Annotated in this window: 12 protein-coding genes; 1 reads left to right on the top strand and 11 read right to left on the bottom strand. The window is 49.7% G+C overall.

Going from position 1 to position 13,219, the window contains the following annotated elements:
• Positions 1–64 precede the first annotated feature (64 nt).
• From ACLB09_RS11200 to ilvB, 9 genes are all read right to left on the bottom strand, one after another.
• Positions 65–1,174 carry an ATP-binding protein gene (locus ACLB09_RS11200; RefSeq protein ID WP_410769895.1) on the bottom strand — a complete coding sequence of 370 codons (1,110 nt, stop codon included), beginning with the start codon at positions 1,172–1,174 and terminating at the stop codon, positions 65–67.
• Positions 1,175–1,474: 300 nt separating this feature from the next.
• Entirely contained in the window at positions 1,475–1,897 is a 423-nt protein-coding gene (locus ACLB09_RS11205; protein ID WP_410769896.1) for a hypothetical protein, read from the bottom strand.
• Between the two features lie 248 nt (positions 1,898–2,145).
• Positions 2,146–2,685, bottom strand: a complete 540-nt coding sequence (locus ACLB09_RS11210; protein WP_410769897.1) for a peroxiredoxin — start codon at positions 2,683–2,685, stop codon at positions 2,146–2,148.
• Between the two features lie 193 nt (positions 2,686–2,878).
• Positions 2,879–3,958 carry a 3-isopropylmalate dehydrogenase gene (leuB, locus tag ACLB09_RS11215; protein WP_410769898.1) on the bottom strand — a complete coding sequence of 360 codons (1,080 nt, stop codon included), beginning with the start codon at positions 3,956–3,958 and terminating at the stop codon, positions 2,879–2,881.
• A 205-nt stretch (positions 3,959–4,163) separates the two neighbouring features.
• Positions 4,164–5,276, bottom strand: coding sequence for a glycerol dehydrogenase (locus ACLB09_RS11220; RefSeq protein ID WP_410769899.1), 1,113 nt, complete (start codon positions 5,274–5,276; stop codon positions 4,164–4,166).
• 178 nt (positions 5,277–5,454) lie between these two features.
• Positions 5,455–6,993: a 2-isopropylmalate synthase gene (locus tag ACLB09_RS11225; protein WP_410769900.1), complete on the bottom strand. Its 1,539-nt coding sequence runs from the start codon at positions 6,991–6,993 to the stop codon at positions 5,455–5,457.
• Between the two features lie 186 nt (positions 6,994–7,179).
• A complete protein-coding gene (gene ilvC / locus ACLB09_RS11230; RefSeq protein WP_410769901.1) occupies positions 7,180–8,172 on the bottom strand; it encodes a ketol-acid reductoisomerase in 993 nt (330 codons plus the stop codon).
• Positions 8,173–8,363: 191 nt separating this feature from the next.
• On the bottom strand, positions 8,364–8,849 hold the full coding sequence (ilvN, locus tag ACLB09_RS11235) for an acetolactate synthase small subunit (protein WP_114496389.1): 486 nt from the start codon (positions 8,847–8,849) through the stop codon (positions 8,364–8,366).
• On the bottom strand, positions 8,846–10,594 hold the full coding sequence (gene ilvB / locus ACLB09_RS11240; protein ID WP_410769902.1) for a biosynthetic-type acetolactate synthase large subunit: 1,749 nt from the start codon (positions 10,592–10,594) through the stop codon (positions 8,846–8,848). Before ilvB ends, ilvN begins: the two co-directional genes overlap by 4 nt.
• A 650-nt stretch (positions 10,595–11,244) precedes the next feature.
• Between ilvB and ACLB09_RS11245 the strand changes: the two genes are divergently transcribed.
• Entirely contained in the window at positions 11,245–11,700 is a 456-nt protein-coding gene (locus tag ACLB09_RS11245; protein ID WP_410769903.1) for a GNAT family N-acetyltransferase, read from the top strand.
• Positions 11,701–11,704: 4 nt separating this feature from the next.
• Here ACLB09_RS11245 and ACLB09_RS11250 read toward each other — a convergent pair whose 3' ends face one another.
• Both ACLB09_RS11250 and ACLB09_RS11255 read right to left on the bottom strand, forming a co-directional pair.
• Positions 11,705–12,001: a hypothetical protein gene (locus tag ACLB09_RS11250; RefSeq protein ID WP_410769904.1), complete on the bottom strand. Its 297-nt coding sequence runs from the start codon at positions 11,999–12,001 to the stop codon at positions 11,705–11,707.
• A gap of 257 nt (positions 12,002–12,258) precedes the next feature.
• Positions 12,259–13,218, bottom strand: a complete 960-nt coding sequence (locus ACLB09_RS11255; protein WP_410769905.1) for an ABC transporter permease — start codon at positions 13,216–13,218, stop codon at positions 12,259–12,261.
• Position 13,219: the final 1 nt, after the last annotated feature.

Here is a 13,219-nt window from a genome sequence, read left to right on the forward strand (position 1 = left end):
ACTAAATAACAAAGGGCTGTTCTTACGCACTATTTTGCGCAAGAACAGCCCTCTTTTTAACTTTTTATGATGAAACCAAGGGCAAGGATATGACAAATACGGTGCCTGTCCCTTTAATACTGTCTACTTGAATATTTCCCCTGTGATTCTTAATAATGCGATAACTGACGGATAACCCGAGCCCCGTGCCCTTTTCCTTTGTAGTAAAAAAGGGGTCGAATAAGCGGCCCAGCAACGCTTTGTCCATGCCGTTTCCGTTATCCCGGATCGAAATGTTTACGTACTTGCCGTCAGGTTTGGCGTCGATTTCAATGGCACCGGAATGATCCCCGCTAACTTCCTCGATCGCATCCATCGCATTCTTGATCATGTTGAGGAGCACCTGCTTGATCTGCTTTACGTCAATGGATACCTTCATATCGGGATCGGCTTGCTGCAAATTGATTTCACACCCCATCATGAGCGCTTCGCTCTCGGTTAGCAAAACGACCTCCTTTAAAAGGGATGCTATGCTAATCACCACTTTTTGCGGAGCCGAAGGTTTCGAAGAGTTCAAAAATTCATAAATGATGTCGTTGGCGCGGTCGATCTCATTTAAGATGATCCGGGCATACTCATCTCTTCCGAGTTGAACCAGATGAGGCCTGAGCAACTGAATAAATCCGCGGATCGCCGTAAGCGGATTACGTATTTCATGCGCGATTGCCGCCGAAATTTTACCTAGCATCGCCAGTTTATCATTTTGGTAAGCGGTTTGCTCGATTTGCTTGAATTCGGATACATCCTTGACGCTCAACAAATAATCGCCTTCCATTTGGTCTCCGTATGTAACCGTAGCTAACCAATACCTGCCGTATTCGTCGACAAATTCATGATTTTTTTTACGGTAAAAGATCGTTTCCCGGTAAAGTCGCAATATTTTTCTTTTCTTATAACGGCTTAAGTGCGGGTGACGCAGCAACTGGAGCAAATTGCAGCCGATCAGGGAATGGCGCGGAATTTCAAGCAGCCTGGCCATCTGCACGTTAATGAAAGTCAAAACGCCGTCGCTATCAAACAGCATAATGCCGCTGTCAAGCTGTTGAAGCACGTTTTCGTATTTGTTTTTAACAAGCTGGGTCGATTGATACGCTTTAACGGACTGGAGCAGTGTCTCCTGGAATTCGCTCAACAAGTCGGTTCCCCCTTATTCTCCGAATGATCTTCCAGCCTCTGACGACAACTAACGATCACTATACGGAAAGTCCATATCTTTGGTCAGATATGAAGCTTCACCTCTCCACCTTGTTTCCTATTCCATGAGCTTGTCCTATATATAATTTAGTAATAAGGCAATCACCGATTACGAAAAACGGCCTATATCAATCATAGTAAAGACTTCCAAATATCGTCAATCAGAGATACTGTCGAAAAAGCGGGGATACTCTCAGAAATGCAAATTTCATAAAAAAAGTAATAGCCCCCTGAACGGGAGCTATTTCATTTCCTTGCTATTCTTTTGCAACAATTTAGCTCTTCGCCGGCTCATGACGGCCAATCGCTTCTTAAGTTCATCTTCCCACTTGGAATCCTCGATTTGCTTGGCAACCGTCAAAAGATCCAGCGACATGTCAATCTGACTCTGCACAATATCTAACGGGTCTTCATCCTCGCGGTTCACGCAATTACCGAAGATGGAGTCTTCATCCTCCATAATGAAGTCTTGAAAATCGATCTCCGAAAGCCCGTCGCTATGCGCATATTCAGCCAGGACTTCATACTCGTTCTCCACTTTATAGTGAACCTCCACCCGATGGCATACCGGACAAAAAAGCAGGGGAACGTTATGAACCTGGGTACGGTAATGCTTTAACGTTCCTTTTGTTCCTACCATACTTGCTCCGCAGCAAAAACTCATTCCCCATCACCCTTTCCGTTCAAGCTTCGTACAACCTGGATGGCGTAAAATTGATTTGCATATATTTATTCGCGCACCCGTGTGCAAATTCCTTTTAACCTGAGATTGATTATTTCTTCTAGGATGGACCCGGTCTCGGTTGAACATACGATTGATTTTTTTCCTACATCTTGTATAAGCCGGGGCAAAAAGCCCCCTGTTCCGGCTTGCGCCTGACAGGGGGCCTTGAAAACTATTTATGATTAGGCTTAGAGGTTCTTGTCTCCAGGTCTCCAGTTCATCGGACACAGACCACCGGATTGAAGGGCTTGGAGCACACGCAAAGTTTCTTCAACGCTGCGGCCCACATCATTGTGGTTAACCACTTGATATTTAAGTTCGCCTTCCGGATCGATAATGAACAGTCCGCGAAGAGCTACACCTTCCTCTTCGATCAGGACGCCGTAATCACGGCCAACGCTCTTCGTAATGTCCGAAGCCAACGGGAAGTTCAATTGACCCAAGCCATTGCTGTCCTTTGGAGTATTGATCCATGCTTTATGGCTATGCTCGGAATCAATGCTGACGCCCAAGATTTCGGTGTCCAATTCCTTGAACTGGGTGTAAGCTTCGCTAAGCGCAGTGATTTCCGTAGGACAAACAAACGTGAAATCCAAAGGATAGAAGAAGAATACCAACCATTTACCTTGATAATCGGACAATTTCTTGCGTCCAAATTCCTTGCCGTCTCCGGTTACGATCGCCATATCAAAATCCGGTGCGGGTCTTCCCACCAAACGCTCTGCCATTTGAATAAGCCTCCTTTAGAAATATGTAAGAAACCGAAAAGTTTCTGTATCCACATCATTCATTTGCAAGTCATGACTACATTTCAAATGGTATCATTCGACAATTTCAAAGTCAAGATTGTAAAAGTTATCTATTTATAATTATTATAAATAGATAACTCACTTGATAAATATTACAATTTGATGTTACTCATTACTTTTGGATCGCTGCGACAATCAGATCTCCCATCTCCGTCGTACCGATCGCCTTGCTCTTGTCAACCGCGATGTCCCCTGTACGATGACCAGCATTTAGCACATCCGAGACTGCGCGCTCAATGGCATCTGCGGCATCCGCATAGCCGAATGTCATCCGGAACATTAAGGCCACCGAGAGAATCGTTGCAATCGGGTTAGCCAGGTTCTGTCCGGCAATATCCGGCGCTGAACCGTGTACAGGCTCATACAGGCCGAAGCTGCCTTCGCCAAGCGAAGCCGAGGACAACATGCCGATCGAACCGGTAAGCATCGCTGCTTCATCGCTCAGGATGTCGCCGAACATATTTTCCGTCACGATGACGTCGAAGCTCGAAGGACGGCGCAGCAGCTGCATCGCGCAGTTATCGACCAACACGTGCTCCAGCTCGACGTCCGGATATTCCGGGGCGACCTTGATCACGACCTCGCGCCATAAACGGGAGGTTTCGAGTACGTTGGCCTTGTCCACCGATGCCAGTTTTTTGCGGCGTTTTTGGGCGATTTCAAAAGCCTGGCGTACGATACGTTCCACTTCGCTGACATTGTAAGCGCAAGTATCGACCGCTTCTTGTCCGTTCTCCGTCTCGCGGCGGAATTTCTCGCCGAAGTAAATACCGCCGGTAAGCTCGCGGACGACCATGAGGTCGGTGCCTTCCAACACTTCCGGTTTCAATGTCGAAGCATCCTTCAGGCAGTCAAACACAACGGCCGGACGAAGATTGGAGAACAGGCCGAGCGCTTTACGGATCCCGAGCAATCCGGTTTCCGGACGCAACTCCTTCGGATTGTTGTCCCACTTCGGACCGCCTACGGCCCCGAGCAGGACGGCGTCCGCCTTTTGACAAATGTCCAGCGTTTCCTGCGGCAATGGCGTACCCTTCTCGTCGATGGCGATGCCCCCGAACAAAGCATGTTCCGTTTCAAATTTGTATCCGAACAGTTCTTCCGTACGTTTCAATACTTTTTCCGCTTCGGCAACCACTTCCGGTCCGATACCGTCACCGGCGATAACCGCGATTTTCTTTACTTCTGCCATAACCCTACAACTCCCTTTCTCTCAGTAGCTCACTCGAATAGACTCTAATTTAGTTGTAACATAATCACCAGTAAGAAGACCAAGATATAGAATCTATTAGATTTATAGGTTTTAACTATAGGCGATCTACTGCTCGGGGATTAGAAAAAGCCGCTAATCGTTAGCGGCTTCAGCCCATGAAGATATACCGTATTTTTAGTGGCATCTACACTTCGTCGTCATGGTAAGCTTCCGCAAGCGCATTGGCGGCAACAATCGCATTGTACACGTCATCCGGCGTTGCGGGAAATGGCATATTTCCCATCGTGTCGCCTTCCGCACAGGCATCTGCAGCCACCTGACGCCATTCCTCCTCAACAAATTTTTTGACTCCGAGATCTTGCAATGTCAGCGGTAGTCCCACTTGTTTCACCAGGGAGATGACCGTTTCGATTTCTTCATGCGGTGCGTTTTCCAAGACGAGCTGAGCCAACAATCCGAACGTCACCTTCTCCCCGTGCTGGGCATGATGCAGCGATTTGACGGCAGTCATTCCGTTATGAATGGCATGTGCTGCTGCCAACCCGCCGGATTCGGCTCCAACTCCGCTTAAATAAATCGTCGCTTCAATCGTATTTTCTACCGCTTTGGTTACAACCTTCTTATCCACGGCAATTTTAGCTTGTACTGCATTTTCCAACAGGGTGTCGTAGCAAAGTCTGGCGATCCCAAGTCCGGTCAGCGAAGGCTTCATTAATACCAGATTATCCCCCACCGAACGGTAACAGGCTCTTGCTTCAAAATACGTAGCCAGGGCGTCTCCGATGCCCGCCGCAAAGAAACGGGCCGGCGCCGCAGCCAGGATGCCGGTATCGGCCAACACCACATCGGGATTGCTGGGCAGAAACAGATATTCATCAAAAGAACCGTCAGGCTTGTAAATTACCGCCAGCGCCGTGCACGGCGCATCCGTGGAAGCAATGGTCGGAAAAATGACGACCGGCAGCTTTTCATAATAGGCAGTGGCCTTGGCCGTATCCAGCGTTTTCCCTCCGCCGATGCCGACGACGATATTGGCCCCCGCCTTATGCAGAAGATTGCGGTGCCGCTGAATTTCTTCCTTGGTGCATTCATAGTTGAATTTCTCGAATACGGATTTGCCCCCGCCTGCAGCAATGGATTGACCCGCTTCCTTGGAGGCTCGTTCCAGAATAAACTCGTCGCAGATCACGTACGCGCTGTCGCCGAAATGCTTCATATAGTCATAGATGGTCTCCAGCAGGTCGTGCCCGATAATAAACTTTTTGGGAGAGGTTACGGATTTAACGATTTTGGTCATGTTGTCTTCTCCTTTTCGCTTGTCAGTATTCATCTAGGATTCTGATTCCTCAATTTAAGTTGGACGATTTAGCTCCAAACTAAACATAGAGCCGGACTTTCTTTCATTCAAAAACGCAAAAAGACTGCGGAGCCTATGACTCCGCAGCCTTCCTATGTTCTCTTCTTTGCTTAATTTTCTAAGATTGAGCCTTAATGCCGCGATTACTTTCCTTTTTCTCGATCAGGCGGTTCAGGGCATCGACATAAGCGCGTGCGCTCGCTTCCAGAATGTCCGTGCTTACTCCGCGCCCTTGGACGGATAATTCGTCCTGCGTCAGAACGACATGAACTTCCCCTTGGGCATCTTTGCCGCGTCCCACCGATTTAATCAAATAATCGGAAAGCGTCACTTCCTCGCCCGAAGCCAAGTCAATCGCATTGTAAATCGCATCGACCGACCCGTTGCCTTCGGCTTCTTTCTCCACCGTATTGCCTTCCGCCGTCAGAAGGGTAACCTTCGCATTTGGCGTAGACTCGTTTCCGTAAGCAACGTAAATCGTCTCCAGATGGAAGGATTCCGGCGTATCGTCCAGCTTCTCTTCCAAAATGGCGAGCAAATCCTCGTTGGTCACATCTTTCTTCTTATCGGCAAGCGCCTTGAACTTGGCGAATGCTTCGTTCAGCTGCTCTTCCTCAAGCGTATAGCCCAAATCGATCAGCTTTTCCCGGAAAGCGTGGCGCCCGGAATGCTTGCCCAGCACCAGCTTGCTTTCCTTCAAACCGATCGTTTCCGGCGACATGATTTCATAGGTCGTCTTCTCTTTCAGCATGCCGTCCTGATGGATGCCCGATTCATGGGCAAATGCGTTCGCCCCGACAATCGCCTTGTTGCCGGGAACGACCATCCCGGTCAAACGGCTGACAAGTCGGCTGGTGCGCGAGATTTCCGTCAATTCAAGCGATGTCTTCGCATCGAAAAAGTCGCTTCGCGTTTCCAGAGCAAGCGCCACTTCTTCAAGCGCCGTATTTCCGGCACGCTCGCCGATCCCGTTGATCGTGCCTTCAATCTGATCCGCTCCGCCGAGAATCGCGGCGAGCGAATTCGCTGTCGCCATGCCGAGGTCGTCATGGCAGTGCGCGCTCAACTGGATTTTTTCAATTCCGGGAACACGTTCCTTAAGCGTCTTGAAGATGTTTCCGTATTCATGCGGATACAAGTAACCGACCGTGTCCGGAATGTTGACGACGGAAGCGCCTTCTTCTATGGCCATCGCAGTCATCTGGCATAAGAAATCGAGTTCCGTACGTCCGGCATCCTCGCAGGAAAACTCGATTTTGGAGAAATATTTGCGGGCATAGCGAAGCGCATCCCGTGCAGTTTCCAGTACCTGCTCCTTCTCCATCTTGAGCTTGTATTTCCGGTGGATCGGGCTTGTGGCCAAGAACAGATGGATGCAAGGGTCTTCGGCGCCTTGCAGCGCTTCCCGGACCGCGTCGATATCCTGCATGCGCGAGCGCGACAAGCCGATAATCGTCGACTTTTTGATGGCGCGTGCCACGGCGTTCACCGCTGCGAGATCGCCTGGTGAAGCCGCGGGAAATCCCGCTTCAATCCGGTCGACACCAAGCTTTTCAAGCTGGTATGCGATCTCCAGCTTTTCCCGGGTGTTCAGATTGACCCCCGGCGACTGCTCCCCATCCCTCAACGTTGTATCGAAAATATAAATCTTCCGCATTCCTGCACCCCCTGAATAAAAAAACGTCCAAATAAAAACCTCCAATGCGGCACACGCTGATGCACGGCCGCATTGGATAAGATAAACGGTTCATTCTTTTCTTTAGCTCCGCACCGCCTTAAAGCAACAGCTTATTAGGCAACCGGAATACTCATGCTACATACTTATGACGTACCTTTAAATGTATTACTTTTTGATCCAATGCATCAAACCGCGCAGCTCTTTCCCGACAACTTCGATCGGATGATTAGCTTCGTTGCGGCGTGTAGCTGTCAGGAAGGCACGATTCGACTGGTTTTCCAGGATGAAGTCGCGTGCGAACTTGCCTTGTTGGATATCGGACAGCACTTCTTTCATCGCTTTCTTCGTTTCTTCCGTAACGACGCGAGGACCGGTAACATAGTCGCCGTATTCCGCCGTGTTGGAAATGGAATCGCGCATCGTTGCCAGGCCACCTTCATAGATCAGATCTACGATCAGCTTCAGTTCATGCAAGCACTCGAAGTAAGCCATTTCAGGAGCGTAACCCGCTTCAGTCAGCGTTTCGAAGCCTGCTTTGATCAGGGCGCTTACACCGCCGCAAAGTACAGCTTGTTCACCGAACAAATCGGTTTCTGTTTCTTCGCGGAACGAAGTTTCGATAACTCCGGCACGTGTACAGCCGATCCCTTTGGCATAAGCAAGGCCGATTTCTTTGGCTTTACCGGTAGCATCTTGATGAATCGCGATCAGACCCGGAACCCCGAAGCCTTCAACATACGTACGGCGAACCATGTGACCCGGCGATTTTGGAGCAACGAGCAGAACATCATTGTCCGGGGACGGTACGATTTGACCAAAATGAACGTTGAAGCCGTGAGCAAACAGCAGTGCTGCTCCCTTTTTCAGGTTAGGAGCGATTTCGCTGTTGTATACAGCCGCTTGAGTTTCATCCGGCATCAAGATTTGCACGACATCCGCACGTTTTGTAGCTTCCGCTACGGAAAGAACTTCAAAACCGTCTTCTTTAGCTTTGTTGAAGGATTTCCCTTCACGAAGGCCGATAACGACTTGAAGCCCGCTTTCACGCAGGTTTTGGGCATGGGCATGACCTTGGCTGCCGTATCCGATAATTGCGATCGTTTTCCCTTTCAATACGCTAAGTTCTGCATCTTGTTCATAGTACAAAGTAACTGCCATTTCTAAAACCCTCCCATAATATGCGGGTATGCATAGCGCATGTCCCAATTTTATTTTGTACCCTCCGCCTGTTTGACGGGTGATTCAAAGGATCGGCTTCCCAGGACATTCTGGATGAACGATTCTTTCAATCCCCCGCCAACTTAGGCGGAAGGTGAAGCTGCTGCTAAATAATGTTGTATAAAAATCTATCAGGCATTGCCGCGAATCATAGCCGTAACCCCGGTTCGTGACAGCTCCCGGATTCCGTATGGATGCAGCAGTTCGATCATGGCGTCGATTTTCTCCGTATCGCCGACCACCTGAACGATCATGCTGTTCGTACCGATATCGACTACAGCCGCGCGGAACGTTTCAACGACACCCATAATCTCCGGACGTTCCGCCGGTTCGGACTTCACCTTGATCAACGCTAGTTCGCGCCCTACCATCGGCTTGGAACTGAGATTGACGACCTTGATTACATCGATTAGTTTGTATAATTGTTTTTCAATCTGTTCCAACGTTTTGTCATCACCCTGGGTCACAATGACCATCCGGGACAATCCTTCTTCCTCCGATTGTCCGACCGTGATGCTTTCAATGTTGAACCCGCGCCGGCCGAAAAGGCCGGACACGCGTTGCAAAACCCCAGGCTGGTCATTAACCAATACGGAAATTGCATGACTTTTTATCATTGTTCTTCGTCCCCCATCAACATTTGATCAATGGTGGAACCCTGTGTAACCATCGGATACACGTTTTCGCCTTTATCCACTACAAATTCCACCAATACCGGTCCCGGCGTTTCCATAGCTTCCTGCCAAATTTTCTTGGCTTCTTCTTTGTTCGTCGCGCGTAAACCTTTAACGCCGTAAGCTTCCGCTAACTTCACGAAATCCGGGCTGCCGGCAAGATCGATATGGCTGTAACGGTTCTCATAGATCAGCTCCTGCCATTGGCGAACCATACCAAGCACCTGATTGTTGATGACGACCACTTTGACCGGAATTTTGTTGATCGCGCAGATCGCCAGCTCCTGGGCACACATCTGCATGCCGCCGTCGCCGTTAATCGAAATAACCAGTCGTTCCGGATGGGCCATTTGCGCGCCGATCGCTGACGGGAATCCGAAGCCCATCGTTCCGAGTCCCCCGGAAGTGATCCAGGAGCGGGGCTGATTGAATTTGTAGTACTGAGCGGCCCACATTTGGTGCTGCCCTACGTCCGTCGTTACGATCGCTTCGCCGTGCGTCGTTTCGTTCAACAATTCAATAACCCACTGCGGCTTGAGTACGGAATCCGAATCTTTATACTTGAACGGTTTATCCAGTTTGGACTGCTTGATCTTGGCTCTCCACTCGTCCGCTTTGCCCGCGCGTCCAACCAATGGATTCAGCAGTTCAAGGACGGTTTTGATATCTCCGACGATCGGAATGTCTGTTTTCACATTCTTTCCGATTTCCGCCGGATCAATATCGATATGCACGATTTTAGCCTTCGGGGCAAAGCCGTCGAGCCGTCCGGTTACCCGGTCATCAAATCTGGAGCCGATGTTGATCAGCAGGTCTGCCTGCTGGATGGACTGGTTGGCAGTATAGGTACCGTGCATCCCCGGCATTCCCATCCAAAGGTCATGCCCGCTCGGGAATCCGCCGAGCCCCAGCAATGTTGTGGTGATTGGAATTTCCGTCTTGTTCACGAATTCCAGCAGCGCTTCGTGCCCGCCGGAATATACCACGCCTCCGCCGGCCAGGATGACCGGACGCTCCGCTTCCTGAATCGCAGAAGACAATTTGTCGAGTTGCAAGCGGTTCGGAACGACGGTAGGATGATAGCCGCGCAGGTTGATGGTTTGCACAGGTTCAAACAGCGCTTTGTTTGCCGAAACATCCTTCGGAATATCTATCAGTACTGGTCCTTTCCGTCCGGTATTAGCGATATGGAAAGCCTCATGGATAACTCGCGGAAGATCTTCTACGTCTCTTACCAGATAACTATGCTTAGTGATCGGCATCGTAATGCCGGTGATATCCGCTTCCTGGAAAGCGTCAGTACCGATAAGGCTGGAGACTACGTTCCCGGTGATGATGACGAGCGGAACCGAATCCATATAGGCTGTCGCGATTCCCGTTACCGTATTGGTTGCTCCCGGTCCGGAGGTGGCGATGCAGACACCGACTTTGCCGCTTGCACGAGCATAGCCGTCTGCCGCATGTATCGCTCCCTGCTCATGTCTTGTCAGCAGGTGATGGAAATCGGTGAATCCGTACAGCGCATCGTAAATATATAGCACCGCGCCCCCCGGGTAACCGAAGACGCATTCGACACCTTCCAAAAGCAAGCTGCGAAGCAGGATGTCCGAACCGGTAATCACTTCCGGTTTCATCCATTTCTCACGTAATTGTTCTGTAGACCGCACTGCAGGAATTTGCGCGCTCATCAGTCATCCTCCTTCCAAAACTTAAGGTTTTCTAAAATTTGAATTGTTATATTAACAAAAAAACCTTCCGTCCTCCGCAACAGTCTCCTGTTCCGAGGGACGAAAGGTTTAGCTTCCGTGGTACCACCCATTTTCACCCGGTTCTTCACAGTACCGGGCCTTAACGAGTAAAAGCCAAACTGACTCCTACCCGTGGTCTCTAACGCAGACCTGACGATTTTCCCTAATAGACTCATCGCAAGCGTTGCCTAGGATCGCTTGCAGTTTTTCAGGAAAACAGCTCCGAGGTGAGCTCGCATTTAAGGGGTAATGGCAGACGGTCTCAGCAAATCCGTCCACTCTCTGAGCAAAGAGCCCTTAAACCTTCGTCCTCATCATCGCCGATTGATATAATCGTTAAAATGTTTAGAAACATTATATGATTAGTTTACATCCAGAGTCAATACCCTTTTCGCGGCAGTTTTAAAGTTGCCTAAGAACGCGCTTCAAGTTAACGGGCGGAATCTTAGTCAGATCCTGGCATTCCCCGCTTAATATTCCACTTGGAACCCTTGGATACCCTCCTGTCATATGATAAAAGATAACGCCCACTTTTATGCATGATGTGAGGCCGAATTTTCATTCTCATCGTGAGGAGGATTACGAGTGAAATGATACGTTACAGAAGACCTAAACAGGATGATCCCGTTATTAATGATCTGATTCTTAAGGAGCTTGTCCCTTATTCCCACTTACCCCCGCATGAATTGAAAACGGTCATCAAGGAGCTTCCCAAACGTCTTGCCCGAGGCGTTACGTTGGTGGTGTCGCCTTACTATGAAGCCGATCCCGTGGCATTCATTCACTTCATGGTACATGGCGAACTTTTATATATCGATATGATGGCCGTTGCTCCCGCGCACCGGCGTAACCGCCATGGCAAAAGCCTGATCGCCCAGGCGGAAAATTTCGCCGGTTCGCGAGGGTGCACACGAGCCAAAGTCATGGTAGATCGGGACAACACCCGCGCCCAACAGTTTTATCGGAATCTAGGCTATCAGACAGTCCGATATGTTCAGCTTTCCCAATGTTTTGAGCTGGAAAAGAAGTTGCTGATCCGGGTTTAAACTATTACCAGAAACCGCCGTAGGGGTAACCGCCGTAAGGATATCCATACGGGCCGTAACCTCCCCCGTAAGGGTAACCTCCATAGCCGTAAGGAGCCGATCCGATAGCAAGCAGGTCAAACAGAACCAGCGGGATAATCGCCTTGGTCTTCACTTTTTTGCCCGAATTTTGAGTTACAATCAAACGGTTCCCGCTGATTTTTACCAGCTTACCGGTAACCACTCCGCCATCCTTTTTGTAAGCGACGATCGATTTGCCCAGCCACTTTTCGGCTTCCTTTTTCGTTACCGTTCTGCCCATGGTAACCCTCCTCCAATGTAGGATCAAATAGTCGTATTAACCGTTTCCTTTCGGAACCGAATGATCGGCTATTTCGTATTCAAATCACCATATTCATTTTCATCCGCCCCCGCTTGCACCATGGCCTTGTTTTCTCCAAAATAGGCTGTCCATTGGCAACTGAAAGACCGGGGACATTAAGCCCCCGGCCTTTTTTAGTACAGCACTACATACAAAAAAACGGCCCCGACAGGCATACGCCTTCGGGACCGCTCTCGTTATCTCTTGGATGGATCGTACGGAGTTCCTAGTGCGGACGGAGCCGAGGATCGGCCAACCGCGCTGACCAGTACAATTATCGTCAATACATACGGAATCATGAAAATGAATTCCTGCGGAATACTTCTGGACCATTCGAACAATTGAACATAGTTTCGAATCGCCTGGGAGAAGCCGAAAAACATAGCCGCCCCTAAGGCGCCAACAGGATTCCATTTGCCGAAGATCATGGCGGCGATCGCGATAAAGCCCTGCCCGGAAATCGTATTATGGGCAAAGGTACTTGTCGTAGTCAGCGTAATCGTCGCACCGCCTATGCCTGCGAGCGCGCCGCTGATCATTACGCCGATATAACGCATCCGCGAAACGTTTACGCCAAGCGTATCCGCTGCGCCAGGATATTCGCCTACAGAACGCAAGCGAAGGCCGAAAGGCGTTTTGAACAATACATAATACGCGACTCCAACCAGTATTAGCGCCAGGTAAGTCGTCGGATACGAATTGAATAGCCCTTCGCCAATGACCGGAATATCACGCAGGAACGGAATCGCGATCTTATGAAACACTTTAATCAACGGCGTTTCTGCGGAACCGTCAAACAACATCTTGACGATGTACACGGTCAAGCCGGCAGCCAAAAAGTTGATTACGATCCCGCTGATCGTTTGGTCCGCTTTGAATGTAATCGAAGCAACAGCATGAATAAGCGAGCCGAGGATGCCGACCACAATTGCAGCGATAACGCCGATCCATGGCGCCATGCCTCCGAGCCCCGCTTCCTGGGCATAGTAGGTTCCTACCCCAGCCGCGAACGCACCGAAGATCATCAACCCTTCCAGGCCGATGTTCACCACGCCGGAACGCTCCGAGAAAATTCCGCCCAGAGCCGTAAATATCAGCGCGGTCGAAAACACAAGGGTTGAATTGAGCAACTGACCTAGCAGCGTAAGAACGTCCATA

It is taken from the genome of Fontibacillus forbon (genome assembly GCF_046559655.1).
GTDB lineage: Bacteria > Bacillota > Bacilli > Paenibacillales > Paenibacillaceae > Fontibacillus.

Bases quoted from the DNA above. Each gene is read 5' to 3' on its own strand.
- ACLB09_RS11205 (WP_410769896.1), bottom strand. From the start codon at position 1,897: ATGAGTTTTTGCTGCGGAGCAAGTATGGTAGGAACAAAAGGAACGTTA.
- ACLB09_RS11210 (WP_410769897.1), bottom strand. From the start codon at position 2,685: ATGGCAGAGCGTTTGGTGGGAAGACCCGCACCGGATTTTGATATGGCG.
- leuB (WP_410769898.1), bottom strand. From the start codon at position 3,958: ATGGCAGAAGTAAAGAAAATCGCGGTTATCGCCGGTGACGGTATCGGA.
- ACLB09_RS11220 (WP_410769899.1), bottom strand. From the start codon at position 5,276: ATGACCAAAATCGTTAAATCCGTAACCTCTCCCAAAAAGTTTATTATC.
- ACLB09_RS11225 (WP_410769900.1), bottom strand. From the start codon at position 6,993: ATGCGGAAGATTTATATTTTCGATACAACGTTGAGGGATGGGGAGCAG.
- ilvC (WP_410769901.1), bottom strand. From the start codon at position 8,172: ATGGCAGTTACTTTGTACTATGAACAAGATGCAGAACTTAGCGTATTG.
- ilvN (WP_114496389.1), bottom strand. From the start codon at position 8,849: ATGATAAAAAGTCATGCAATTTCCGTATTGGTTAATGACCAGCCTGGG.
- ilvB (WP_410769902.1), bottom strand. From the start codon at position 10,594: ATGAGCGCGCAAATTCCTGCAGTGCGGTCTACAGAACAATTACGTGAG.
- ACLB09_RS11245 (WP_410769903.1), top strand. From the start codon at position 11,245: ATGATACGTTACAGAAGACCTAAACAGGATGATCCCGTTATTAATGAT.
- ACLB09_RS11250 (WP_410769904.1), bottom strand. From the start codon at position 12,001: ATGGGCAGAACGGTAACGAAAAAGGAAGCCGAAAAGTGGCTGGGCAAA.
- ACLB09_RS11255 (WP_410769905.1), bottom strand. From the start codon at position 13,218: ATGGACGTTCTTACGCTGCTAGGTCAGTTGCTCAATTCAACCCTTGTG.